Source organism: Corynebacterium coyleae, from assembly GCF_030408635.1.
GTDB lineage: Bacteria > Actinomycetota > Actinomycetes > Mycobacteriales > Mycobacteriaceae > Corynebacterium > Corynebacterium coyleae.
Genome location: NZ_CP047198.1, coordinates 1,767,102 through 1,790,464, shown reverse-complemented (window position 1 = coordinate 1,790,464; position 23,363 = coordinate 1,767,102). Strand labels below are relative to the sequence as shown.

Annotated in this window: 21 protein-coding genes, 1 tRNA gene and 2 pseudogenes; 14 read left to right on the top strand and 10 right to left on the bottom strand. The window is 62.6% G+C overall.

What is annotated here, in order from left to right:
- The first annotated feature begins 269 nt into the window (after window positions 1-269).
- Window positions 270-593, top strand: a complete 324-nt coding sequence (locus tag CCOY_RS08670) for a hypothetical protein (protein WP_070451853.1) — start codon at window positions 270-272, stop codon at window positions 591-593.
- Window positions 583-1,974: an NAD-dependent succinate-semialdehyde dehydrogenase gene (locus CCOY_RS08665; protein WP_092102767.1), complete on the top strand. Its 1,392-nt coding sequence runs from the start codon at window positions 583-585 to the stop codon at window positions 1,972-1,974. Before CCOY_RS08670 ends, CCOY_RS08665 begins: the two co-directional genes overlap by 11 nt.
- 11 nt (window positions 1,975-1,985) lie before the next feature.
- On the opposite strand, the gene CCOY_RS08660 is transcribed toward CCOY_RS08665, so the two are convergent.
- Together CCOY_RS08660 and CCOY_RS08655 are read right to left on the bottom strand one after the other, a co-directional pair.
- The gene (locus CCOY_RS08660; protein ID WP_070422122.1) at window positions 1,986-2,786 is read right to left on the bottom strand and encodes an HAD-IIA family hydrolase; all 801 of its coding nucleotides are present in this window, start codon (window positions 2,784-2,786) and stop codon (window positions 1,986-1,988) included.
- Window positions 2,783-3,058 (bottom strand): acyl carrier protein, encoded by a 276-nt coding sequence (locus CCOY_RS08655; RefSeq protein WP_070422123.1) that lies wholly within the window; start codon window positions 3,056-3,058, stop codon window positions 2,783-2,785. Before CCOY_RS08655 ends, CCOY_RS08660 begins: the two co-directional genes overlap by 4 nt.
- A gap of 17 nt (window positions 3,059-3,075) precedes the next feature.
- Between CCOY_RS08655 and CCOY_RS08650 the strand changes: the two genes are divergently transcribed.
- Window positions 3,076-3,885, top strand: a complete 810-nt coding sequence (locus tag CCOY_RS08650) for a YPDG domain-containing protein (RefSeq protein ID WP_092100336.1) — start codon at window positions 3,076-3,078, stop codon at window positions 3,883-3,885.
- Window positions 3,882-4,739, top strand: coding sequence for an alpha/beta fold hydrolase (locus tag CCOY_RS08645; RefSeq protein ID WP_092100334.1), 858 nt, complete (start codon window positions 3,882-3,884; stop codon window positions 4,737-4,739). The genes CCOY_RS08650 and CCOY_RS08645 overlap by 4 nt, the downstream gene beginning before the upstream one ends.
- A 346-nt stretch (window positions 4,740-5,085) precedes the next feature.
- On the opposite strand, the gene aceE is transcribed toward CCOY_RS08645, so the two are convergent.
- A complete protein-coding gene (gene aceE, locus CCOY_RS08640) occupies window positions 5,086-7,881 on the bottom strand; it encodes a pyruvate dehydrogenase (acetyl-transferring), homodimeric type (protein ID WP_092102764.1) in 2,796 nt (931 codons plus the stop codon).
- 195 nt (window positions 7,882-8,076) lie between these two features.
- On the opposite strand from aceE, the gene CCOY_RS08635 reads away from it, so the two are divergent.
- The 3 genes from CCOY_RS08635 (at window position 8,077) to CCOY_RS08625 (ending at window position 9,282) form a co-directional block, all read left to right on the top strand.
- Window positions 8,077-8,481 carry a DUF3052 domain-containing protein gene (locus CCOY_RS08635; protein WP_244268623.1) on the top strand — a complete coding sequence of 135 codons (405 nt, stop codon included), beginning with the start codon at window positions 8,077-8,079 and terminating at the stop codon, window positions 8,479-8,481.
- 64 nt (window positions 8,482-8,545) lie between these two features.
- Window positions 8,546-8,621 (top strand) — tRNA-Val (locus CCOY_RS08630).
- Window positions 8,622-8,880: 259 nt separating this feature from the next.
- A complete protein-coding gene (locus tag CCOY_RS08625; RefSeq protein WP_143028412.1) occupies window positions 8,881-9,282 on the top strand; it encodes a hypothetical protein in 402 nt (133 codons plus the stop codon).
- Window positions 9,283-9,787: 505 nt separating this feature from the next.
- On the opposite strand, the pseudogene CCOY_RS08620 reads toward CCOY_RS08625, so the two are convergent.
- From CCOY_RS08620 to CCOY_RS08610, 3 genes and pseudogenes are all read right to left on the bottom strand, one after another.
- Window positions 9,788-10,963 (bottom strand): annotated as a pseudogene (locus CCOY_RS08620) (IS1249 family transposase).
- Window positions 10,964-11,133: 170 nt separating this feature from the next.
- A complete protein-coding gene (locus CCOY_RS08615) occupies window positions 11,134-11,529 on the bottom strand; it encodes a hypothetical protein (protein WP_070570161.1) in 396 nt (131 codons plus the stop codon).
- 30 nt (window positions 11,530-11,559) lie between these two features.
- Window positions 11,560-12,207: pseudogene (locus tag CCOY_RS08610) on the bottom strand (SURF1 family protein); the annotation flags it as partial.
- Window positions 12,208-12,557: 350 nt separating this feature from the next.
- On the opposite strand from CCOY_RS08610, the gene CCOY_RS08605 reads away from it, so the two are divergent.
- Window positions 12,558-13,766, top strand: a complete 1,209-nt coding sequence (locus CCOY_RS08605) for an IS110 family RNA-guided transposase (protein ID WP_092100328.1) — start codon at window positions 12,558-12,560, stop codon at window positions 13,764-13,766.
- A gap of 275 nt (window positions 13,767-14,041) precedes the next feature.
- On the opposite strand, the gene CCOY_RS08600 is transcribed toward CCOY_RS08605, so the two are convergent.
- The 4 genes from CCOY_RS08600 to CCOY_RS08585 are packed head-to-tail and all read right to left on the bottom strand — an operon-like array spanning window position 14,042 to window position 16,529.
- On the bottom strand, window positions 14,042-14,437 hold the full coding sequence (locus CCOY_RS08600; protein WP_070570161.1) for a hypothetical protein: 396 nt from the start codon (window positions 14,435-14,437) through the stop codon (window positions 14,042-14,044).
- Between the two features lie 30 nt (window positions 14,438-14,467).
- The gene (locus CCOY_RS08595; protein ID WP_244268622.1) at window positions 14,468-15,433 is read right to left on the bottom strand and encodes an SURF1 family cytochrome oxidase biogenesis protein; all 966 of its coding nucleotides are present in this window, start codon (window positions 15,431-15,433) and stop codon (window positions 14,468-14,470) included.
- A gap of 6 nt (window positions 15,434-15,439) precedes the next feature.
- The gene (locus tag CCOY_RS08590; RefSeq protein WP_070450800.1) at window positions 15,440-15,907 is read right to left on the bottom strand and encodes a low molecular weight protein-tyrosine-phosphatase; all 468 of its coding nucleotides are present in this window, start codon (window positions 15,905-15,907) and stop codon (window positions 15,440-15,442) included.
- Complete coding sequence (locus tag CCOY_RS08585; RefSeq protein ID WP_070450802.1) at window positions 15,894-16,529, bottom strand: HAD hydrolase-like protein; 636 nt, start codon at window positions 16,527-16,529, stop codon at window positions 15,894-15,896. Before CCOY_RS08585 ends, CCOY_RS08590 begins: the two co-directional genes overlap by 14 nt.
- A gap of 36 nt (window positions 16,530-16,565) precedes the next feature.
- Here CCOY_RS08585 and CCOY_RS08580 point away from each other — a divergent pair, with 36 nt between their 5' ends.
- The 6 genes from CCOY_RS08580 (at window position 16,566) to CCOY_RS08555 (ending at window position 23,326) form a co-directional block, all read left to right on the top strand.
- Window positions 16,566-17,702: a Nif3-like dinuclear metal center hexameric protein gene (locus CCOY_RS08580; RefSeq protein WP_070450804.1), complete on the top strand. Its 1,137-nt coding sequence runs from the start codon at window positions 16,566-16,568 to the stop codon at window positions 17,700-17,702.
- Between the two features lie 10 nt (window positions 17,703-17,712).
- Window positions 17,713-18,402, top strand: a complete 690-nt coding sequence (locus tag CCOY_RS08575; protein WP_070450806.1) for a zinc ribbon domain-containing protein — start codon at window positions 17,713-17,715, stop codon at window positions 18,400-18,402.
- Window positions 18,403-19,563, top strand: coding sequence for a bifunctional RNase H/acid phosphatase (locus tag CCOY_RS08570; protein WP_070450808.1), 1,161 nt, complete (start codon window positions 18,403-18,405; stop codon window positions 19,561-19,563).
- 219 nt (window positions 19,564-19,782) lie between these two features.
- Window positions 19,783-20,799 (top strand): LacI family DNA-binding transcriptional regulator, encoded by a 1,017-nt coding sequence (locus CCOY_RS08565; protein ID WP_092100325.1) that lies wholly within the window; start codon window positions 19,783-19,785, stop codon window positions 20,797-20,799.
- Window positions 20,796-22,358, top strand: a complete 1,563-nt coding sequence (locus tag CCOY_RS08560) for a sugar ABC transporter ATP-binding protein (protein ID WP_083284758.1) — start codon at window positions 20,796-20,798, stop codon at window positions 22,356-22,358. Before CCOY_RS08565 ends, CCOY_RS08560 begins: the two co-directional genes overlap by 4 nt.
- Window positions 22,355-23,326: an ABC transporter permease gene (locus CCOY_RS08555; protein ID WP_070840515.1), complete on the top strand. Its 972-nt coding sequence runs from the start codon at window positions 22,355-22,357 to the stop codon at window positions 23,324-23,326. Before CCOY_RS08560 ends, CCOY_RS08555 begins: the two co-directional genes overlap by 4 nt.
- The last annotated feature ends 37 nt before the right edge of the window (window positions 23,327-23,363 follow it).

The window sequence follows — 23,363 nt, the reverse complement described above, 5'->3', positions numbered from 1 at the left end:
AGGGGGATCAAGCAGCGGTTGAGGGTTGCTCAGGGTGACTTGTGTGACGCAATATCGGTCGGGCTCAAAGAGTAACCAGAGGCCGTTGGGGAAGACGAACCTCTCGTCTCGCACTCCGCCGCCCGGGCTAGTCACCCGGACACGGACAACCGTCCGTCGCGGCGTCCCGCTTAGTCACCGGGGCAGGAGTGCGCCAAGCAAGACATCGAGTGCTGCACGCAAAACAGCGGCACAGCACCGATGCTGAAAGCACAGAAGGGTCCCCACCAATGACGACAACACTGGCTGCGCCCCGCGCGTGCCGTCCGACACGCAATCGACTCACGTGGACGCTCCACATTGAGGGGATGTTGGGGCGGGTGCGTGGGGTCGTCGAGAAGCAAATGCTCTTATTGCCCGAAGGCGAGCCGGGCGAGGTCTGGTTCACGCGCTGGCAGCGGCGGCCGGATCGCACGTACTCGTGCAGCGAAACGATCCGCGCCACGGAGGCGGAGATTGAGCCGTTTCGGCGCGCGATTGAGAGGTTGGCGGCGGAGGAGAATTTCGTGGCGAGGCTGACGCAGCGCTCGTACCATGGGGCGCATGTCTACTAAATACCGAGTACAAAATCCTGTAAATAACGAGATCGTCGCAACGTACGATTTTATTAGCGACGACGCCCTCGACACCGCCCTGACCACCGCAAACGACACGTTTAAGCAGTGGCGCGAGAAGTCGTTTGAGGAGCGTGCGGAGGTGCTGCGGAAGGTCGCGAAGCTTTTCGACGACAAACGCGACGAACTCACCCGCATCATCGCCGAAGAGATGGGCAAGCCGGTCGACCAGGGCGACGGCGAAATCGACGATGTGGTCGAGATTTTCAATTACTACGCCGACAACGGCGCTGAGTTCGGGGCTGACGAGGAGATCCCGAACAAGCGTGGCGGCACGTCGATTATGCGCAAGATTCCGTTCGGCGTGATCCTGGGCATCATGCCGTGGAATTACCCGTACTACCAGGTCGCACGCTTCGCCGCGCCCGCGCTGATGGCCGGCAACGTTGTGCTGGTCAAGCACGCGGAGATCTGCCCGCGTTCGGCGGAGTCGATCCAGAAGATTTTCGAGGAGGCCGGCGCGCCCAAGGGGCTGTTCACGAATCTGTACGCGAAGCACACGCAAATCTCGCGCATTATTAACGACGACCGCGTCCAAGGCGTTTCCCTCACTGGCTCCGAGCGCGCCGGGCGTGCCATCGCCTCCCAGGCCGGCCAGGCGCTAAAGAAGTGCGTGCTCGAGCTGGGCGGCACCGACGCCTACATCGTGCTCGACTCCACCGACGTCCCGGCCGCCGCGAAGACCGCGTGGAACAAGCGCATTTCCAACACCGGCCAGGCCTGCACCTCCAACAAGCGCATGATCGTGATGGAGGACATTTACGACGAATTCGTCGACGAACTCGTCTCCCTCGCTTCCAAGTGCGAAGCCGGCGATCCGCTCAACCCGGAGAAGGGCCGTTACTACCCGCTGTCCTCGCGCGACGCCGCCGAAAACCTCGCCCAGCAGCTGAAGATCGCCGTCTCTGAAGGCGCGAACCTGCGCGTTGGCGGCGAGGTCACCGGCAAGGGCGCCTACATCACCCCGGCCGTGATCACCGACATCCCGGTCGGTTCCGACTCCTACTACGAGGAGTTCTTCGGCCCCGTCGCCGAGGTATACAAGGTGTCCTCTGAGGAGGAGGCCATTGAGGTGGCCAACAACTCCCGCTACGGCCTCGGCGGCGCCGTGATGTCCGAGGACGTCGAGCGCGCCAAGCGCGTTGCCGACAAGGTGGACACCGGCATGATCCACGTCAACATCCCACAGGCCCGCGGCGCCGAGCTGCCGTTCGGTGGTGTGAAGGCCTCCGGCCTGGGCCGCGAACTGGGACCGCTGGGTATGGACGAGTTTGTGAACAAGCAGCGCTTCTACATCGCCGGCTCCGACTCGGCGGTGTAAGGAAGCGCGCCCTAGTCGGCGTCGGTGTACTTGCCGTCGCCGAAGGGGTCGTGGATGCGATCCACCAGGTCCGCCACCGAGTCGAAGACGGCGGTGGGGCGGTAGGGGTAGCGGGCGATTTCGGCGTCGTCGCTGATGCCGGAGCGCACGAGCACGGTGCGCATGCCGGCTTCGAGGCCGGATTTCACATCGGTGTCCATGCGGTCGCCGATCATGACCGTGTTTTCGGAGTGGGCGCCGATGTTGTTCAGCGCCGAGCGCATCATGACGGGGTTGGGTTTGCCCACGTAGTAGGGCTCCATGCCGGTCACGGCGGTGATCATGGCGGCGACGGAACCGGTTGCTGGAACGACGCCGCGCGGGCCAGGCCCAGTCAGGTCGGGGTTCGTTGCAATGAAGCGCGAGCCGCGCCGGATCAGGTTCGAGGCGGTGGTGAGCGCTTCGAAGGAGTAGGTGCGGGTTTCGCCGAGTACGACGAAGTCGGGGTCGGCGTCGGTAAGAATCCAGCCGATCTCGTGTAGCGCGGTGGTCAGGCCGGCCTCGCCGATGACGTACGCGGAGGCTTCACCGGCTTGCTGCGAGAGAAACTTCGCGGTTGCCGTCGCGGAGGTCCAGATCCGTTCCGGCTCGATGTCCAGGCCCATGCGTTGCAGTTTCGCGGAGAGGTCGCGCGGGGTTTGCATCGAGTTGTTGGTCAGCACCATGAACTCGATTTCCTCATCGCGCAGGGTGGAGATGAACTCCTTCGCGCCGGGAATGACGGAGCCCTCTTTGTGCAGCACGCCGTCCATGTCGGTCAGGTATGAAATCATTCGTGTTCCTCCAGGTAGTCGGCGAGTTCGCCGGCGGTGGGGTGGTCGGTGAGCACGGTGTCGTCGATACGCACGCCGAAGTTCTCTTCGATCCGCACGGCGAGTTCGATGCGGTCGAGGGAGGCGATGGCGGTGTCGTCGAAACGCGAGCTTTGCTTGACGACGACCCCCGTCACCTCCTCAACCAATCCCGCGAGACGAGCGAACGTGTCTGCCGGGGTTTCCTCCTCGAGTTGGAGGCCGCCGAGATCCAAGCGCTGCGAAAGTTCCATGCCGTTATGATAGGCCCATGCACCGCCTCGCAGTTCCGGCAGCAGCCGTTGTGATCACCAGCCTCGTCGCCCCCGTCGCCGGCGCCGCAACGATGGCGGAAACGTACAAGCCGTACTTCGCGCCGGAGACATCGCACGTGTACGGCCCGCCGGGCGACTACTACACCAACCCCGTTTACCTGGAGTTGAAGGACGTGCCGGAGGGGGCGCGGTGGAGCCTGACCGGGGAGAACACGATCCGCCACCGCTTTCAGGTGGACAAGGTGGACGACAAACTCCGGGTCAACCTCAACCTGAATGGCGATACGCCGGTGCAGCGCGGCGAGAACACGCAGCAGATTCCGGTGCGGGTGCACTTTCCGGACAACTCGACGGACCTCTATTTCCCCGAGGTCACGCTGATCCCGGACCACGCGTTTCTGTACGATCCGGAATACGACTCCGTCGAGGCCGACCCCGGCCAAACCGTAACGCTCACCCCGACCAACGTCCGCCACCTGGACCTGCCGACCGACGCGACATGGGTGGTCAAAGGCAAATACGACTCGGTTGACCAGAAAACCGGGGCGATCACGGTGACCCTGCCGAAGGACTCCTACGCCAACACGAACCTCGACGTGACTGCCACGTTCGCCGACGGCTCGAAGCGTTCGACGACGGCGAGGGTGACGAATACGGGGCGTGGGGTCGTCGAGAAGCAAACGCCCGCTCCTGAACCCGCTGGATCGACGCCGCTGCAAAAAGTCGCGCTGGTCTTCGGCATCCTCGCCGTGATCGCCGGCATCGGCTTCGCCGCCATGCCCTACCTGGGACAACTCGGATTATGATGCGCACCGGCACGATTGACCGCGACGGCATCACCATCCACTACTACGACGTCGGCCCCCGCGACGCCGGCCTGGCCGTCGTCTACGCACACGGCTTCAACATCGCCGCCGCCGAATACAAACTGCAGGTCGAAGCCATTTCCGGCGTGCGCCAAATCCTTGTCGACGTCCGCGGCCACGGCAAAACCGGCTACGCCGACCCCAGCCTGCTCACCATCGATGCCGCCGCCGACGACATCGCCGCCGTCCTGAGCCACCTCGGTATCGACGACCCCCTCATCACCGTCGGACACTCCCTCGGCGGGCCGATCTCCCTGTCCCTCATGCGCCGCCACCGCTTCAACTGGGTCGGCTCCGTACAAATCTCCAGCACCGTCGACCCCTTCACCGCCCGCGGCCTACCACGTCTCCTCGGCGGGGGATTCGGCCGGTCGCTCGGCTGGTTTGTGGATAGGCTGCCGCACGCCGCCGAAGGCATCCGACGCCTGGTCACCGACATGATCGCCCCCATCCTCGCGCGCTGGTTCTACTTCCGGCCCGTACCGTGGTCCCTGATCACATTCCACGCCCGCATGATTAAAGCCACGCCGCTCGCCACCTATCGAGGCTTCTTCGACGACCTCCAAACCCACTCCGAACGAGGCGCCGCCGCCGTCCTGGCCACCATCCCCGGCTACATCCTCGTCGGCGACCGCGACAACGTCGCCCCCGTCAGCCAATCCGCCGAACTCGCCGCAATCTGGCCAGGCGCCTACTTCCAAATCCTGCCCGAGTCAGGGCACATGCCGCCTCTCGACGACCCCGACGCCGTCACCGCCGCCATCGAGCGCGTCATCGCCCTGGCGCGGGGGTAGGGGAGCCGCAGCCGGCACGGCATTCCTGACACATTCCGGCAGAATCTGTCAGCGTGGGGTATCGGTGCAGGTCAGTGGGTTTTGGGTTTGGCGTCGATGTGAAATCTGTCAGGAGGATCTGCTCCTGGCCAAAATAGTTCCCGGGTCCGCGCCGATTCGTGGAACAATTTTGGATCCGCGCGGCTCGCAAAATCGACGACCTGGGGAAACATAGCCGTGGAAAGCCCCGAAACCGAAGAAAGTTCCCGGCCGGGGAACTATTTTCGGAAGGAAGCGAGACACCCCACACAACGGAAACCGCCCCGGCCGGTTCAAACACGGCCGGGGCGGTTGGGGGGTCACAGAACTACTCTGCGGCGTTCTCCGGTCCCTCGTCGTCGGAGTCGAGGGCCGGCTTCGCGGCGGTCGGATCGTCGATCTTCAGATCCTTGGCAGCCTTCGCTGCAACATCACGATCGATCTTGCCTTCGTTGGCCAGGCCCATCAGGGCGGCGACGGCCATGGACTCGGCGTCGATGTTGAAGTAGCGGCGGGCAGCTTCGCGGGTGTCGGCGAAACCGAAGCCGTCGGCACCCAGCACGATGTACTGGCCCGGCACGTAGGCGCGGATCTGCTCCTGCAGGTCGGAAGCGAAATCGGAGGTCGCGATGTACGGGCCTTCGGTCTGCTTGAGCTGCTTGGTCGCAAATGCCTCTTCAACCTCTTCGCCCGGGTTGCGGAGCTGCTCGGCAGCCTTGCGCTGACCCTCACGGGCGAGTTCGGTCCAGGAGGTGACGGAGTAGATCGCGGCGCCGACGTTGTACTTCTCCTGCAGGATCTCCTGGGCGCGCAGTGCCTGCTGCATACCCACGCCGGAGGCGAGCAGGGAGACCTTGTGCTCGAGGTCCTTGCCTTCGTCGTAAAGGTAGATGCCCTTGTGCAGGCCCTCAACGTCGAGGTTGTCCGGGCGTGCCGGCTGGTGGTGCGGCTGGTTGTAGACGGTGATGTAGTACATCACGTCCTCGTCCTTGTCCGCGCCCTGGCCGTACATGCGCTCGATGCCCTTGGAGATGATGTATGGCATCTCGTAGGCGAACGCCGGGTCGTACGGGATGACGGCCGGGTTGGTGGATGCCAGGATCGGGGAGTGGCCGTCCATGTGCTGCAGGCCCTCTCCGAAGAGGGTGGTGCGGCCGGCGGTTGCGCCGACGATGAAGCCGCGGCCCATCTGGTCGCCGGCGGCCCAGAAGTTGTCGCCGGTGCGCTGGAAGCCGAACATCGAGTAGAAGATGTACATCGGGATCATCGGCTCGCCGTGGGTGGCGTACGACGTTGCTGCTGCGATGAAGGATGCGGAGGAGCCGTCCTCGTTGATGCCTTCGTGCAGGATCTGGCCATCGGTGGACTCGCGGTAGGACAGCTGCAGGTCGTGGTCGACCGGCACGTAGTTCTGGCCGTGCGGGTTGTAGATTTTCTGGGTCGGGAACCAGGAGTCGAGGCCGAAGGTACGGGCCTCGTCCGGGATGATCGGGACGATGCGCTTGCCGATCTCCTTGTCGCGCATGATCGCCTTGAACGTGCGCACGAGCGCCATGGTGGAGGCGACTTCCTGCTTGCCGGAGTCCTTGAACAGGGCCTTGAAGGTCTTTTCAAAGTCAGGCTGCTCGAGTGGGGTGTACTGCTCCCGACGCTCCGGCAGGTAGCCGCCGAGTTCCTCGCGGCGTGCCTTGAGGTACTTGATCTCCTCGGCGTCCTCGCCCGGGTGGTAGTACGGCGGCAGGTACGGATCCTTTTCCAGTTCTTCGTCGGAAATCGGGATCTGCTGCTTGTCGCGGAAGAGCTTCAGGTCTTCCAGGGCCAGCTTCTTCATCTGGTGGGTTGCGTTGCGGCCCTCGAAGTTGTGGCCGAGGCCGTAGCCCTTGACGGTGTGGGCGAGGATGACGGTCGGCTTGCCCTTGGTCTCCAAGGCGCGCTTGTAGGCGGCGTAGACCTTGCGGTAGTCGTGGCCGCCGCGGCGCAGGTTCCAGATCTCTTCGTCGGTCATGTCTTCGACGAGCTTCTTGGTGCGCTCGTCGCGGCCGAAGAAGTGTTCGCGGACGTAGGCGCCGTCGTTGGCCTTGAAGGTCTGGTAGTCGCCGTCCTTGGTGGTGTTCATGATGTGGACGAGTGCGCCGTCCTCATCCTTTTCCAGCAGTTCGTCCCACTCGCGGCCCCAGACGACCTTGATGACGTTCCAGCCGGCACCGACGAAGAAGCTCTCCAGTTCTTGGATGATTTGGCCGTTGCCGCGCACTGGGCCGTCGAGACGCTGCAGGTTGCAGTTGATCACGAAGGTGAGGTTGTCCAGACCGTAGAGGGAAGCCATCTGGATGAGGCCGCGGGATTCGGGCTCGTCCATTTCGCCGTCGCCAAGGAACGCCCAGACGTGCTGCTGGTCGGTGTCCTTGATGCCGCGGTCCTGCAGGTACTTGTTAAAGCGTGCCTGGTAGATGGCGTTCATTGGGCCAAGGCCCATGGACACGGTTGGGAACTCCCAGAATTCCGGCATGCCGTGCGGGTGCGGGTAGGACGGCAGGCCGCCCTGCTTGCGGGAGTGTTCCTGGCGGAAGCCGTCCAGATCGTCTTCGGAAAGGCGGCCTTCGAGGAAGGCGCGGGCGTACATGCCTGGGGAGGCGTGGCCCTGGAAGAAGATCTGGTCGCCGCCCTGTGGTGCGTCCTTGCCCTTGAAGAAGTGGTTGAAGCCAACTTCGTAGAGGGCTGCCGCGGAGGCGTAGGTGGAGATGTGGCCGCCGACGCCGATGCCCGGGCGCTGTGCGCGGTGCACCATGACGGCGGCGTTCCAGCGCATCCAGCGGCGGTAGCGCTTCTCAATTTTCTCGTCGCCAGGGAATTCTGGCTCGAGTTTGGTTGGGATGGTGTTCACCAGGTCGGTGGAGGACAGCGCCGGCAGCGGTACGCGCTTGGCGTTGGCGCGCTCAATGAGGCGAAGCATGAGGTAGCGGGCGCGCTCCGGGTCGGACTCCTCGAGCAGGCCGTCGAGGGAGTCCATCCACTCTTGGGTTTCCTCCGGGTCCGCGTCATGCAGGTAGGAAGCTACGCCTTCGCGCAGCGACAGGATATTCGTATCGACGTCAGAAGCGTTCTTCACGCGACCATCGATCATCTCGGTGTCCTTTTCGGCCACTTCAACCTCCTGGGTTCATCGGGGCAATACACCGACAAGGATACGTTCTTTTGGTCGCTAGTTCTTACATCGGATGGCTTTTGGTGAGACTAATTGTTGGTTTGTCGCCATTGAGCACGGTGGGGCGGTATGCTGTCGTGCATTCGTACAACTACAACTGGAGGATTTAGACACTTGAGTGCCACAGGAGTGGACACCTACGCCGACCGTTTTGGGGTTGGCCCCGACCTTGTCGTTCAGGAGATCGGCTGGGGCGAGGATGCGGATTCGTCCATCTCGGAAGCCATCGAGGATGCCATCGGAGCAATGCTTCTTGACGACGACACCCTCGAACCCTGCGACCTCGTCCTCCTTTGGTTCCGTGAAGGCGACGGTGACCTTGTCGATGAACTCGTCGACGCCACCCGCAACCTCGGTTCCGGCGGCCGCATCTGGCTGATGACTCCCGGCGCCGGCTTCCCAGGCGTTGTCGCCCCGGGCTTGATCGCAGAGTCTGCCCAGTTGGCCGGTCTGCTGCAGACCAAGGCCGACCGCTTCGGTGACTGGCAGGGCTCTTGCCTCGCCGCCTCGAAACGGTAGTTTTTGGCGCTTAGCCTGCAGGTTTTCCTTTTTCGGTCGTGCTTTGGTAGTGTTACCGGGCAGCGCGCCGTTAGCTCAGCTGGAAGAGCAACTGGTTTACACCCAGTAGGTCGGCGGTTCGAGCCCGTCATGGCGCACCAGGTCAAGGCCCCTCTTCGGAGGGGCCTTTTCGTAGCTTGGTGTGAGTCCGCAGGCTGGGGTTAAGGCTCAAAATGTGTGTCTGCTATCGGCGTGACATTCTCATTAATGCTCTGCCGTTCATTGGGCGAAAGAATATGTTACCGTCATCTCACAAGGCGTCTTAAGTGAGCAAGAGCTCACAGGACATCTCGACAGAGCAAGCTCTCGCAGAATATTCTTAGAAAGAGGTTAGGAATGCGCCTACTCTTTAGAAGGGCATTGGCAGTTGCACTTTCGGTATCGGCGCTAGGAATCTCCTCCCCTACGACGGTAACGGCAAAGCCAATTGACGTCGCCGAGGCGCAGATGTTATTTGCCGAGGATTCGAACCTCACCGTGGCTGAAGAGGCATCTTTTAGGGCGATGGACAGGTATGTTGATTTTGAACATGCACGGTTTGATTATCGAGCAGCTCAGTCGGATCCAGACGTGGATTCCGGTGTACTGAATGAGTTCTCAGGAACTCTTCTTGCGCAAGGCTGGAATGTTGACGCGGACGAATCAGACCTAGCGATTCTTGAACGCGAAGCGGATGCTATCGAACCGGCTATTCAGTTTTACGATGCATGTCAAGGACGGAATGGGTTCCAAAAGCTACCATCCCGGTATCTTGCTAAATAGCTGCGCGGCATCTGCACTCCAGAATGCGTACGCCGCTGGCGCTGGTGTTGCCGCGTTAGCTGCGTTAATTACTGCAGAAACAGGTGTAGGCGGGTTTCTTGCTGGCGCTATTGCTGGAGTCTTAGCGGCGGAATCTGGCATTTTAGGCATCTGCGGTTCGTGGAATCGAGGAATTAGACTTTTCCCTGGTGGAATTTGCTGGTCACAGTAGGTATAAATGCGCTTGCTACGTGTTGTCATCGGTATCATTATCGCTATAGGTGTTATCCTGAGTATTATTCAGGTAGCACTTTCTGCGTGGTCTAATCCGATTTTGTCCGTAGGTCCCATTTTATCGATTACAGGTGCTCTAGCGGGCATTTTGTACGTAGTCTTGGTGAGATACCGTGAACGAGACAGAGACTAGTATATTCAAATTCTTGCTTCCTGCGTGAGCCGCTATTCTATAACTACTATTTGAGCGTTAAGGGTCAAAAAGGGTGTCTAGCTCGGCGTGTCGCGAGGGTTAGATGTGGCCTTTTTGGATGCCGATTGAGTGGGTGTAGTTGGTGTCGATAGCGCCCTCGTAGAAGGCTGGTCGTCGAAGTTTCGTGGTCGGCTTGGTTCTCGTTTCGGGTCAGGGTGGATACTTTGGCCAGTTAGTCCTGACCCCAGTTGGGCTGCCCGGCGATCTCAACGGGGTCGTCAGGCAGTTCCGTTTTTAGGTAGAGCCACCAATCCAACATGCGGCGTTGATGTTCCCGGATCTTCCCCGGTGGGTGCGGGCCAGCAGTTTCAACTGGGCGTTGATTCCGCCTTCCGGCTGTTTGGTGGCTTTGATCCGGCTGGCGTCGAGCACACCGTCGGGTGGGGCGAGGTAGACCAACAGTAAGTTGCCCCGCCATAGGTGGTTGAGGCTGTTGTAGGCCTTGCGGGTGCGTTCATGAGTCCATGACCAGGCGCGTTGCCGTGTCGCCGGGTCGGTTGTGAACGTTTTCTGGTTCATCCAGTCACGGTAGATAGTGCCGTATTCGTGCAGTTGCGCACCCCACGCGGCCGCCTCGTCAAGATCGGTGATCTTCGTGAGGTTGAGCGCGATCTGGTAAATCGCTCGTCCTGCATCGGTGCGGGGACGTGCGGTGGTGTGCCGGCGCACCACGCGTTGGGCGTGGACGAGGCAGCGCTGCACTTTCGTTGTGGGCCAGCATGCCTTGATTGCGCTGGCAGCGCCTTGGCCGCCGTCAATGACAGGGATCAGGGGCGCGGGGATACGTTCGAGCAGTCGTTGGTAGTCGCGGGTGGTTTCACGTGTGCACCAGTGCCAAGCGATGACGTGATCCAAGGTGGCAGCAACAATCAAGCATCCGCCGGCGGTGTAGGTGCCGTCAAGAAAGACCTGGTCGTAGACCCAGCCTTCGTGCCCGATCGTGGGATCGGGGACATCAACTAGCCAGAAGTGTTCAAACCGGTGTTGCAGCGTACGCGGATGACATCCTGCTCCGGCGGCAGCGGTTTCCAAGCTCGCACCGGTTGTGAGGTGGGTGATAAATGCTGCGAAGGCAGCGGAGTTGGTGATATCGGGGAGCTGCTTGGTGGTGGAAGCGCCGCACATTTTGCACCGTCACCGGCTGCGGTTGGCGGAGGTCTTACCGTTGCGTTTCATTTCCCCACCGCATTGGCAGCGTGGTCTGTTCTTCGGCATTGATCAAGCCAACACCAGCCCCTACCACACACTGCTGTCACCCCCCGGTTTTTCGTCACCATGGCGCGGATATAAGCCCCAGGAGCATATACTTTCAGGAAAACCCCCGATCATCTCAAACAAATCGACGAATCCAGACACACATTTTGTCGCTTAACCCGAACCGGTACCTAGAGCGATCGGTTCTCGATGGCGGCGAGGATGCCCAGTTCGAACGCCGGGGTGTTGCCGTCGAACTCCACGTCTGCGACGTCCCATTCGGAGAACTGCACCCGAGCGGAGCCGGTGGTGGCGGTGGGGGAGTCGGGGACGATGGAGATGTCGTGGAGAGAGTGGCCAAGCGCGGCGCAGGCTAAGCCGGCGCGGGCTGGCAAAGTACCGCCGTCGGACAGGGCGAAAAGGGGCTGGCCTTCGGGGTCGGTGAGAAGCGACAAGGTTGCGAAGGGGCGGTTGGCGAAGGCGACGGCGTGGTCGAAGGCGGCGTCTTCAATATCGGCAGGTTCGACGCCCGAGGCGGGGACGACGAAGGCGTCGGCGAGGGTGCGGAGGACGGAATCGAGCGACATCAAAACCCCTTCAGAGACCATGGGACAGAGTTAGCGTTCTTGTTCCTTATCGTAAGCCTTGGCCCACGGGTTGGTGCGGGAAGAACCGTAGCGCTGGCGGGAACGCGTAGGAGCCGCAGTCGGGGTCTGAGCGGACGGCGCCGGGGCGGTTTCTTCGCCGGGGACAGGGGAAGGCTCGGGGCCGCTGCCGGCCACGGTGTCGTCGTTAAGCAGTTGCTTCTGCTCCTCGACGTAGCGGCGGCGTTCGCGGCTTTCGGAGAACAGGAAGTAGAGCAGGGCGCCGGGGGCGGCGACGCCGAACAGGATCCACTGGAGGCCGTAGGAAAGGTGGTTGCCGGTTTCGAGTTGGGGCAGGGGGATGGCGGTGAGGGTGCCGGGTTGGTCTGAGAGTAGTTGGAGGTACGGCTCGACCATGTCCGCCCCCGCGTCGACTCCGGTCAGCTCCCCAACCTGGGTGGGGTTGATGGAGTGGACCATGTCGAAGCCCTGGTCGTGGATGGGCGCGGTCGGGTGGGTCGCTTCGGCGGCGCGCAGCATGCCAGTGATGGTGACGTCGCCGGTAGGTGCTGCGTCGATGTCCGGCACACCGGTGGAGCCTTCGGCGGGGACCCAGCCGCGGTTGACAAGGATGGTGCGGCCGTCGTCAAGCGTGAACGGCGTGAGCACCTGGAACGCAGGGGTGCGGTCGACATTACGTTGTTAGCAGTTCCACCCCAGGGCACCGAAGATTCATAGGCCGTCCACCCGATTGGGCGGGTTATGTTTACTTCCGTTCCCTCCGTTCGCAAGAACAGTGGAACTAGTCGCTGGCTTCGGTATGGCTTATTCCTGTCCCTGTCTGAAAATGATCCGGGGGGTGATGTCGCCGAAGACAGTGACATACTCAAACTGCTAATAGGAACTTGACCCAGCCCAGGTGGTATGAGGTCTCACAGTAATGTGGATGCCAGTGCAAGTATGTCCGACCAACCCCAGCGATGAAGCATAAATAATCCAACTTCTCATTCATCGCTAGGAGGCACACACCCATGGCCTATGACTTCGTCATTGGCGTGGACGTCGGCAAATACTTCCACCACGCCTGCGTCCTCGATTTCCAAGGCAGACAAGTCCTGTCCGAACGCATCAACCAGCATGAAGGCTCACTACGCAAGCTCTTCGGCAAATTTCTCGCCGATGACGCTTCGGTTCTTGTCATTGTCGATCAACCCAACAACATCGGCCGGTTAACCGTCGCAGTCGCCCAAGACATGGGGGCCGACGTTCGCTATCTACCGGGGCTTGCGATGCGGCAGCTCTCTCGCATCCACGTCGGCAACTCCAAGACCGATGTGCGCGACGCCTACGTCATCGCCCATGCCGGTCTTAAACTTCCGGATGCCTTGCGCAGCGTCGACCGCGTTGAGGAAGTCTTTATCCAGCTGAAAGTGCTCAACGGTATTGACGAAGATCTCGCCCGGGCCTACACACGCCTGATTAACCAGATGCGATCCGCGCTCGTGGGAACCTATCCTGCATTCGAACATGTTCTGCGCGGACAGGTGATTCATCGCAAGTGGATCCTCCACCTACTTGCCAAATACGGTGGCCCCACCAAGATTCGACGCGTCGGTAGAGCACGTCTGGCAGCCTTTGCGCGCAGTCACAGGGCGCGCAATCCTGAGCCTGTCATCGATGCCATGCTTGCTGCCATCCACGGGCAGACCGTGTCCATTGCCGGGGCAGAATACGCCGAACTTGGCGTAGCAATGTCCGCCAAAGATGCATTGGCCAAACTCGAGCATCGTAAAGAAATCGAGGCGCAGGTGCTCAAGCTCATCCAGGACATTCCTCACACCGAGATTCTTTTATCCATGCCCGGCATCGGTCCGCGTAGCGCCGCGCAGATCCTCATGACCGTTGGCGATATGTCCGACTTCCCCGATGCAGCGCACCTAGCGTCCTATGCAGGCCTATCACCGCGGACGAATCAGTCGGGAACGTCCATCATGTCGAATTCGCCCAACCGGGCTGGCAACAAAAAATTAAAGAACGCCCTATGGCAATCGTCTTTTGCATCGATCAGATTCCACGAGCGTTCCCGACAATTCTATGAACGAAAACGCAAAGAAGGCAAAAGACACAACGCCGCAGTTGTCGCACTCGCACGCCGACGCCTAAACGTTCTCTTCGCCATGATGCGTAGCGGCGAGCTCTACCGAGACATCTCCACAGTCCAAGAGGTCACAGCAGCTTAGAACCAACAGCTCCCATCCAAGCCGATTGAGCAGCAAGCCCAATCGGCTCCTCGAGATGCCCGAAAACAACATTCACACGGCGAAGCAGAAGCCCTTCATACCCCCAACAACCTCACCCACGGAGTTGACAACCTATATAGGAACACCCCCCGGTTTTTCGTCACCATGGCGCGGATATAAGCCCCAGGAGCATATACTTTCAGGAAAACCCCCGATCATCTCAAACAAATCGACGAATCCAGACACACATTTTGTCGCTTAACCCGAACCGGTACCTAGAGCGATCGGTTCTCGATGGCGGCGAGGATGCCCAGTTCGAACGCCGGGGTGTTGCCGTCGAACTCCACGTCTGCGACGTCCCATTCGGAGAACTGCACCCGAGCGGAGCCGGTGGTGGCGGTGGGGGAGTCGGGGACGATGGAGATGTCGTGGAGAGAGTGGCCAAGCGCGGCGCAGGCTAAGCCGGCGCGGGCTGGCAAAGTACCGCCGTCGGACAGGGCGAAAAGGGGCTGGCCTTCGGGGTCGGTGAGAAGCGACAAGGTTGCGAAGGGGCGGTTGGCGAAGGCGACGGCGTGGTCGAAGGCGGCGTCTTCAATATCGGCAGGTTCGACGCCCGAGGCGGGGACGACGAAGGCGTCGGCGAGGGTGCGGAGGACGGAATCGAGCGACATCAAAACCCCTTCAGAGACCATGGGACAGAGTTAGCGTTCTTGTTCCTTATCGTAAGCCTTGGCCCACGGGTTGGTGCGGGAAGAACCGTAGCGCTGGCGGGAACGCGTAGGAGCCGCAGTCGGGGTCTGAGCGGACGGCGCCGGGGCGGTTTCTTCGCCGGGGACAGGGGAAGGCTCGGGGCCGCTGCCGGCCACGGTGTCGTCGTTAAGCAGTTGCTTCTGCTCCTCGACGTAGCGGCGGCGTTCGCGGCTTTCGGAGAACAGGAAGTAGAGCAGGGCGCCGGGGGCGGCGACGCCGAACAGGATCCACTGGAGGCCGTAGGAAAGGTGGTTGCCGGTTTCGAGTTGGGGCAGGGGGATGGCGGTGAGGGTGCCGGGTTGGTCTGAGAGTAGTTGGAGGTACGGCTCGACCATGTCCGCCCCCGCGTCGACTCCGGTCAGCTCCCCAACCTGGGTGGGGTTGATGGAGTGGACCATGTCGAAGCCCTGGTCGTGGATGGGCGCGGTCGGGTGGGTCGCTTCGGCGGCGCGCAGCATGCCAGTGATGGTGACGTCGCCGGTAGGTGCTGCGTCGATGTCCGGCACACCGGTGGAGCCTTCGGCGGGGACCCAGCCGCGGTTGACAAGGATGGTGCGGCCGTCGTCAAGCGTGAACGGCGTGAGCACCTGGAACGCAGGGGTGCGGTCGACGGAACGCAGGCGAAGCAACACGTCGTTGCCCGTGTAGTGGCCGGTGGCGACCACACGTGACCATTCGTCGGCGGGGGCGAGCGTGGTGCCGGGCAGGCGGTCCACCAGCGGTTCGGGATCGTGGTCGAACGCCGCGGAGATGTGTTCGTTGCGTTCGACTAACTGTTCGTTCTTGCCGAGTTGCCAGGGCGCGAGGAACGTGAAGGCAAAGTAGGAGAAAATGCCGACGACGATCGCCGCGATGATCCAGCCGGGGTTGAGCAGTTGGCGCCACCACGGCTTTTGGGAGGACTTGTTGGCATTCACGCCCACTTAGCCTAGCTGATCGCGCACCCAGCGGATAATGCCGTCGGCGGCGGCTTCGATCTGCTCGCGCACCACGGTGAAGCCCTCGGGCCCGCCGTAGTACGGGTCGGCAACGCCAGCGCCCTCAGGTGCGGCGGGGTCGAAGGAGCGCAGCAGACGGACCTTGTCTTCGGGCACGCCGCGCACGACCAACTCCGACACGTGGTTGGTGTCCAGCGCGACGATCAGGTCGGCTTGCTCCTGCTCGTAGCCAAACTGTTGGGCGCGGTGGGCTTCGCCGTCGTAGCCGTGGTTGGCCAGTTCGCGCCGGGCGCGTTCGTCGGCTTTGTGGCCGACGTGCCAGTCGCCGATGCCTGACGACGACACGCGCACCGCATCGCCCAGTCCCGCGTCCTCCAATTTGGAGCGCACGATGACCTCGGCCATCGGGGAGCGGCAGATGTTGCCGGTGCAGACGAAATCAATATGCAGCACGGATGATCCTTTCCAACTCGGTCGCGTCCGATGCTACGTAGGTCGCCTCGTCCCATTCGGGTGTGGCACCGTAACCCCAGGTCACGGCAACACTCGGGATGTCGAAGGTGGTGGCGCCGGTGAAGTCGTGGGTGCGATCCCCAATCATCAGGGGACGTTTTGGCGCGACGTTGTCCAGCACGTACCGGATCACGTCGGCCTTCTTGGCGCGTACGCCGTCGTTAGATGCAGCGCCCAAAAAGTCGATGTGTTCGAGCATCCCTGCGCGCTCGAGGGCGGCTCGCGCGAAGCGTTCGCTTTTCGACGTCGCCGTGCACACCCCAAAACCTTCCCCCTTCAACCTGGCCAGCAGGTCGGCCATGCCGTCGAAAACCTCGAAGCGTTGCCAGCCTTCGGTGGACATGTAGGCGGAGTAGGCCTGCATGGCTTGTTCGACCTGGTCAGGCGACATGCCGAGCGCGCGCATCGATTCCGGCATCGGTGGCCCGGGGATGCGTTTGATGAACTCCTCGTCCGGTTTATCCCAGCCCACGGCCTCTAATCCGAGGAGGAATCCGTGGCGGATGCCGGGGAATGAGTCGATGAGGGTGCCGTCGACGTCGAAAAGCAATGTGGTGTTCACACCTCACCACTGTTCCAAATTTGTAGGCTGGCTGCCATGACTGCTGTGACTGTGCAAGACGTTGTTGATGCCCTCGAGGCTGCCTACCCGCCGGCGTTGGCGGAAAGTTGGGACCAGGTTGGCCTGGTTTGCGGTGATCCGGATGCTGAGGTGACCAAGGTTGCGTTCGCGTTGGATTGCACGCTGGAGGTCGCCGAACGGGCCGTGGCGCAGGGTGCGCAGTTGCTCGTTGTGCACCACCCGTTGCTGCTGCGTGGTGTGCATTCGGTGGCGGCGAATACCCCGAAGGGCAAGGTTATCCACACGTTGCTGGCTGGCGGCTGCGCGCTGTTCGCCGCGCACACGAACGCCGATTCGGCGCGCCCGGGTGTGTCGGACAAACTCGCCGAACTCGTCGGCATCGAACCCGGCCGTCCGATCAAGCCAGTGCTTCTTAACGCCACCGACCGCTGGGGCGTCCACGTCCCGCCAGCGGATGCCGATGCGTTGAAGCGTGCCCTGTTCGAGGCCGGCGCGGGCGAGATTGGCAACTACCGCGAGTGCGCCTTCACCACCGAGGGCACCGGCGAGTTCACCCCGGTCGAGGGCGCGGACCCCACCGACGGCACGGTCGGCGAGCACTACACCGCCCGGGAGCTACGGGTGGAGTTTGTGGCGCCGGCGAGGTTGCGGCGTGGTCTCGTCGATACGCTGCGCGCGCACCATCCGTACGAGGAGCCGGCGTTCGACATCGTGCAGGTGGAGCACACCGCGGATCTGGACAACGCGACGGGCCTCGGGCGCATCGGCACGCTCCCGGAGCCGATGACCCTGCGCGAGTTCACCCAACAGGTGGCCAACGCCCTGCCGGAGACCGCCTGGGGCGTGCGCGCCGCCGGCGATCCGGACCAGATCGTGCAAAAGGTCGCGGTGTCCTCCGGCTCCGGCGACTCGTTCCTTTCGGATGTGTCCAAACTCGGTGTAGACGTGTATGTCACCTCCGATTTGCGCCACCACCCGGTCGACGAGCACCTGCGCGCTGGTGGGCCTGCCGTGATCGATACCGCCCACTGGGCCAGCGAGTTTCCCTGGACCGAGCAGGCAGAGAGTATCGTGGCCCCTCTAGGCGTGGACACCGAGATCCTGCACATCCGCACGGATCCCTGGACCGTGTCCGCGCACCCCGCGAACTAAAGGAGTACTGATGCACCTATCCCAAGACCTGCAACCCGTCCTCCTGGAGCTCGCGCTCGCCGACGCCACCAAGGGCCAGACGCGCGTTCGTCCCGAAGAGCAAGAATTGCAGAAGCTTCTCGACGAACGCACGCGCATGACCGAGGCTTCCGCCTCCGCCCAACTGGCCGTGGATGACATGGAACTGGAAATCCTGCGCATCCAGGAAGACGAGCGGAAACTGAAGAAGCGCGAACTCGACGACAAACGCCAGCTCAGCGCAGAGACCGACCCGGAGCGTCGCAAGGACCTGGAGCACGACCGCTACGCCGCGAAGTCGCGCATCGCGGACCTGCTCTACGAACTCAAGGAAGCCCACAACGAGATCGCTGCGCTGCGCAACAACCGCGACATTCACGCCGCCCGCGTCGATGAACTCAACCGCAAGGTCGAGGCCGCCCAGCGCGCCGTCGATGCGTTGCCGGAAGAAGAAGCGGTGGACACCGACGCGCTGCGTTCCCGCCTGCCGGAGGACGTGCTGAAGGCGTACGACGACATCGGCGCCGCCAAGTTCAACGGCCGCGCCTGCGGCGGCTGCTTCATCCAACTCCCGCCGTCCGAGCGCGCCGAAGTACTCGCCGAGCCGGAGGACACCCTGCCGGCCTGTCCGAACTGCGGCACCCTGCTGGTGCGCGTGAACCCGGCCACCGACGAGGTGTAAATGCAGGTCAAGATGTACTGCGACGGCGGCTCCCGCGGAAACCCGGGGGTCGCCGGATCCGGCTCCGTGGTCTACGACGCCGACGGCGAAACCCTCGGTGAGATCGCGTATGTGGTGGGCAAAAAGTCCACCAACAACGTCGCCGAATACTACGGACTGATCCGCGGGCTGGAGGCGTGCCGCGAGGTCGGCGCCACGCGGGTGGATGTATTCATGGACTCCAAGCTCGTTGTCGAGCAAATGAACGGCCGGTGGAAAATCAAACACCCGGACATGCAACAACTCGCCCGGGAAGCTCGCGACCTCGCCTCCTCCTTTGAGAAGGTCACCTACACCTGGGTTCCGCGCGCCAAGAACAAGAAGGCCGACGAGTTGTCCAACGTGGCCATGGACGCGGCCGCGCGTGGCGACAAGCCGGGGATTGTGAAGGGCACCGGCGTGTGGGGCGGCGGTGGCAAGGCTTCGGCCCAAGAGGAGAAGCCGGCGGAGGGGCCGGTCGTCGAAAAGAAAAAGCGCGATGCCGCTGGCCACTGGGCTGGAAACTCCGAACCGCGAACGCGGTTCATTCTGCTGCGGCACGGGCAGACGCAACACTCGGCTGAGATGCGTTTTTCCGGCGTTTCTAACCCGGACCTCACCGATATCGGCCGTGACCAGGCGAAGCGTGCCGCCGAGGCGCTGCGCACGTTCGGGCGCATCGACGCCATCGTTGCCTCCCCGCAAGCGCGCGCTCAGCAAACCGCGCAGTTCGCCGCCGAGGTGCTTGGCCTTGAAGTTCGTACTGACGAGGGCTTCCGCGAGCTCGACTTCGGCGACTACGAGGGCCTGACCCGCGACGAGGCGATTGCGAAGGGGGAGGAGACGTATGCGACGTGGCAGGAATCGCCAAACAACGCGCCCCCTGCCGGTGAGTCGCTGACAGCCTTCCACCGCCGCGTCACCCGCGCCCGACTGAAAATTCAGGAGCGCTACGAGGGCCAGAACGTGCTGGTGGTGACCCACATGACCCCGATCAAATCCATGGTCCGCCAGGCTCTCGGCGCGAACGCCGAACTGTTCAAGCACCTGTTTTTGGATCTTGCCAGCATCTCTGTCGTGGACTACTTCGGTGAATTCGGTGTGGTTCGCTGTGTCAACGACGTCGCCCACCACCGCGGGTAGAGGAGACTGGGGCTACGGACTGGGGGCGACCGCGGCGGCCACCAACGCCGCCGCAAAACCACACGAAATGGCGCCGGCAGTCCAACGTTCGGGGGTGTGTTGGGGGTGTGGCGCTATTGACCTGACGCTCAGCTGCAGTTTAGGTTGTTCTGCACATGGTGCAAACGTTTGCACACATCACTAGCACCCAACACGATCCGGACACACACGGAGGGACCCATGGCAGCACGGGCCACGTTGCGCGAGGTTGCGCTCGACGCCGGTGTCTCGCCGTCCACGGTGTCGCGGGCGCTGGCGGGAAACCCGGCGATCTCGAAACAAACGCGGGACCGGGTGTTTCATTCGGCGGCGAAGTTGAATTACGTGCCGAATTTGCAGGCGAGGGGGTTGCGCTCGGCAGCGTCGACCGCGGTGGGGCTAACCATCCCGAGCCTGGTCAATCCGTTCTTCGCGCAGATGGCGGCGTCGATTCAGCAGGCAGCGGACACCGATGGGTTTTCGGTGATGATCGCCACCACCAACGAGGACGCCGGCCAACTCGACGCCGCGTTGCAGACCTTTAGCGGCCAGCAGCTGGCCGGGGCGATCATCGTGCCGTCGATGCACAGCGCGCCGATGGTGCAGTCGCTGCTGGATCGGGGCCAGATGATTGTGCAGGTGGATCGGGTGCTGCCGGGGCTGGAGGTGCCGTCGGTGATTACGGACGCGCGACCTTCCATCCGCAAGGCCGTCCAGCACCTCAAGGACAACGGGCATACGCAGATCGGCTATATCGCGGGCCCGTCGAGTACGTCGACGGGGCTGCAGCGCCTGGAAGGCTTCCACGACGCGATCCGCGAAACCCCAGAGACGAACGGTCTGATCTTCCGCGGCGGCTACAGCAGCGCGGAGGGCTTCGCGGGTGCCGCGGACCTGCTCAAGCGTGGCGCGTCGGCGATTATCGCGGGGGATTCCATGATGACGGTCGGGGCGCTGCAGTACGTGCTGGACCACAAGATCGGTCTGGGCGAGGATCTCGCGCTGGTTGGGTTTGATGACCAGCCGGCGTTTCAGATGCAGCCCGTTCCGTTGACGGTGATTGAGCAGCATGTGGAGGACGTCGGCAGACGTGCGTGGGAGAAGATCGCCGCGCTGATCCGCGGGGAGCCGACCTCGCAGCACGAGGTGTTACCCACCACATTGACTATCCGAGAATCCAGCAATTTCAACTTCACTTCAAGGAGGTGCAGCAGATGACCACAGCGGTAAAACCCCTGATCCGGTTGGACGGCATTTCGAAGTCATTCGGGCCGATCAACGTGATTGATAACGTCTCGCTCGCCGTCGAGCCGGGTCGCGTGCTTGCGCTGCTCGGCGAGAACGGCGCGGGTAAATCGACGCTGATCAAGATGATGTCGGGCGTGTATCAGCCCACCTCGGGGCGCATTCTTATCGACGATAAACCGGTCACCCTGCCCGACACCAAGGCCGCAGAAGCGCACGGTATTGCCACGATCCACCAGGAGTTAAACCTGGTGCCGACGCTGTCGGTGGCAGAAAACATCACGCTCGGGCGCACGCCGCGCCGGATGGGGTTGGTGAACTTCAAGGAGATGCGCCGCATCGCCGCTGAAGCCATCGACCGCATCGGCCTGAAGGTGGACCTGGACACGCCGGTCGGCGAGCTCGGTATTGCGCACCAGCAGTTGGTTGAAATCGCGAAGGCGTTGTCGATGGATGCGCGTGTGCTGATTCTCGACGAGCCCACCGCGGCCCTTACCGGCCACGAGGTTGACCAGTTGTTCATGGTGGTCGACGATTTGAAGGCCAACGGGGTGGGCATGGTGTTTATCTCGCACCACCTGGACGAGATCGCCCGTATCGCCGACAGTGTGGCGGTGCTTCGCGACGGCAACTTTGTCGCCGAGGTCCCCGCCACCACCCCAGAGGCGGAACTCGTGCGCTACATGGTCGGCCGCGACATCGAGGACCAGTACCCGAAGGTGGATAAAGAGATCGGCAAACCGCTGCTGACCGTGGAAAACCTCACCACGGAAGGCAAGTTCAAGGATGTCTCCTTCGAGATCCGCGCCGGCGAAGTCGTCGGCCTGGCGGGTCTTGTTGGCGCGGGCCGTACCGAGGTCGTGCGCGCGATCGCGGGTGCGGATCACGTCGATTCCGGCACCGTTTCCATCAACGGCGAGCCACTCCCGTCCGGCTCCGTCGCTCAGGCGATCAAGCGCGGCATCGGCCACGTGCCCGAGGACCGCAAGGCGCAAGGCCTCGTGCTTGGTGCCACGGTGGGGGAGAATATTGGACTGGCCACGTTGCGGTCGTCGTCACGCGCAGGGATCGCGGATGTGGGTGGTCAGCGCAAGCGTGCGGATGACGTCGCCAAGCAATTGCGCGTGCGCATGGCCGGCATCGATCAGGAGATCCGCAACCTGTCCGGCGGCAACCAGCAAAAGGCCGTATTCGGTCGTTGGGTGCTGGCGGGCTCGAACATTTTGCTTCTCGACGAACCCACGCGCGGTGTCGACGTCGGCGCCAAAGTGGAGATCTACAACATCATCAACGACATCACCCAGGCCGGCGGCGCAGTGCTCATGGTGTCCTCGGAACTGCCTGAGGTTATTGGCATGTCGGATCGCATCCTGGTGATGTCCGGCGGCCGCATCGCGGGCGAACTGCCCGCGGGTGCCACCCAGGACGAGATTATGGCGCTGGCGGTGTCCAACGTCGAAGACCACGTCGAACCACTTACAGAAACGCCACTTACAGAAACGCCACTTACAGAAACGGAGGCCCGCGCATGACGGGAACGACTACGGATGAGCGCTTGAGTACTCGCCAGCGCGTCATCAACTGGATCATGAACAACGGCGCGCTCGTCGGCCTGATCGTGCTGTGCATCGCGCTGTTCATCGCCACCCCGCACTTCCTCACGGTGAACAACCTGATCAACGTGGGCGTGCAGGCCGCCACCGTGGCCATCTTGGCGTTCGGCATGACGTTCGTCATCGTCACCTCCGGCATCGACCTGTCGGTCGGCGCGGTAGCGGCGCTGAGCGCCATGGTTTCGGCCCACTTCTTCGTCGAGGCAGGCTGGCCCGGTTGGATCACGCTGATTGCGGGCCTGCTCACCGGCTTCGCCGCAGGTGCCGTCAGCGGTATCGCCACCGCTTACGGCAAACTCCCGGCGTTCATTTCCACCCTGGCCATGATGTCCATTGCCCGCGGCGCCACCTTGGTGATCTCCCAGGGCTCGCCGATGGCTACCGCCGAGGAGGTGAACTGGCTCGGCTCCAACGCCGGAAAGTTCCCTATCCCGATTCTGATGATGCTGCTGGCCGGCGTGCTGTGCTGGTTCATCCTCTCGCGCACCGTGCTGGGCCGTTCCATGTACGCCATCGGCGGCAACGAGGAGGCCGCGCGCCTGTCCGGTATCCCGGTCAAGCGTGTGCTCGTCGCCGTGTACGCACTCAGCGGCCTGTTCGCCGCGCTTGCCGGTTTGGTCATGGCGGGCCGCCTGTCGTCCGCGCAGCCGCAGGCCGGTGTGGGCTACGAACTCGACGCGATTGCCGCCGTGGTCATCGGTGGCGCGTCGCTAGCCGGAGGCACCGGTAAGGCCACCGGCACGCTCGTCGGCGCGATCCTGCTCGCCGTGATCCGCAACGGCCTGAACCTGCTCAATGTCAGCTCGTTCTGGCAGCAGATTGTCATCGGCGTGGTCATCGCAGCAGCCGTCGGCTTCGACGTGCTGCGCAAAAAGACCACCGTTTAACCCCTGAACAAGACCCCCTGTTCACAACTTCAAGGAG

Bases quoted from the DNA above. Each gene is read 5' to 3' on its own strand.
- CCOY_RS08670 (WP_070451853.1), top strand. From the start codon at position 270: ATGACGACAACACTGGCTGCGCCCCGCGCGTGCCGTCCGACACGCAAT.
- CCOY_RS08665 (WP_092102767.1), top strand. From the start codon at position 583: ATGTCTACTAAATACCGAGTACAAAATCCTGTAAATAACGAGATCGTC.
- CCOY_RS08660 (WP_070422122.1), bottom strand. From the start codon at position 2,786: ATGATTTCATACCTGACCGACATGGACGGCGTGCTGCACAAAGAGGGC.
- CCOY_RS08655 (WP_070422123.1), bottom strand. From the start codon at position 3,058: ATGGAACTTTCGCAGCGCTTGGATCTCGGCGGCCTCCAACTCGAGGAG.
- CCOY_RS08650 (WP_092100336.1), top strand. From the start codon at position 3,076: ATGCACCGCCTCGCAGTTCCGGCAGCAGCCGTTGTGATCACCAGCCTC.
- CCOY_RS08645 (WP_092100334.1), top strand. From the start codon at position 3,882: ATGATGCGCACCGGCACGATTGACCGCGACGGCATCACCATCCACTAC.
- aceE (WP_092102764.1), bottom strand. From the start codon at position 7,881: ATGATCGATGGTCGCGTGAAGAACGCTTCTGACGTCGATACGAATATC.
- CCOY_RS08615 (WP_070570161.1), bottom strand. From the start codon at position 11,529: ATGTCGCTCGATTCCGTCCTCCGCACCCTCGCCGACGCCTTCGTCGTC.
- CCOY_RS08605 (WP_092100328.1), top strand. From the start codon at position 12,558: ATGGCCTATGACTTCGTCATTGGCGTGGACGTCGGCAAATACTTCCAC.
- CCOY_RS08600 (WP_070570161.1), bottom strand. From the start codon at position 14,437: ATGTCGCTCGATTCCGTCCTCCGCACCCTCGCCGACGCCTTCGTCGTC.
- CCOY_RS08580 (WP_070450804.1), top strand. From the start codon at position 16,566: ATGACTGCTGTGACTGTGCAAGACGTTGTTGATGCCCTCGAGGCTGCC.
- CCOY_RS08575 (WP_070450806.1), top strand. From the start codon at position 17,713: ATGCACCTATCCCAAGACCTGCAACCCGTCCTCCTGGAGCTCGCGCTC.
- CCOY_RS08570 (WP_070450808.1), top strand. From the start codon at position 18,403: ATGCAGGTCAAGATGTACTGCGACGGCGGCTCCCGCGGAAACCCGGGG.
- CCOY_RS08565 (WP_092100325.1), top strand. From the start codon at position 19,783: ATGGCAGCACGGGCCACGTTGCGCGAGGTTGCGCTCGACGCCGGTGTC.
- CCOY_RS08560 (WP_083284758.1), top strand. From the start codon at position 20,796: ATGACCACAGCGGTAAAACCCCTGATCCGGTTGGACGGCATTTCGAAG.
- CCOY_RS08555 (WP_070840515.1), top strand. From the start codon at position 22,355: ATGACGGGAACGACTACGGATGAGCGCTTGAGTACTCGCCAGCGCGTC.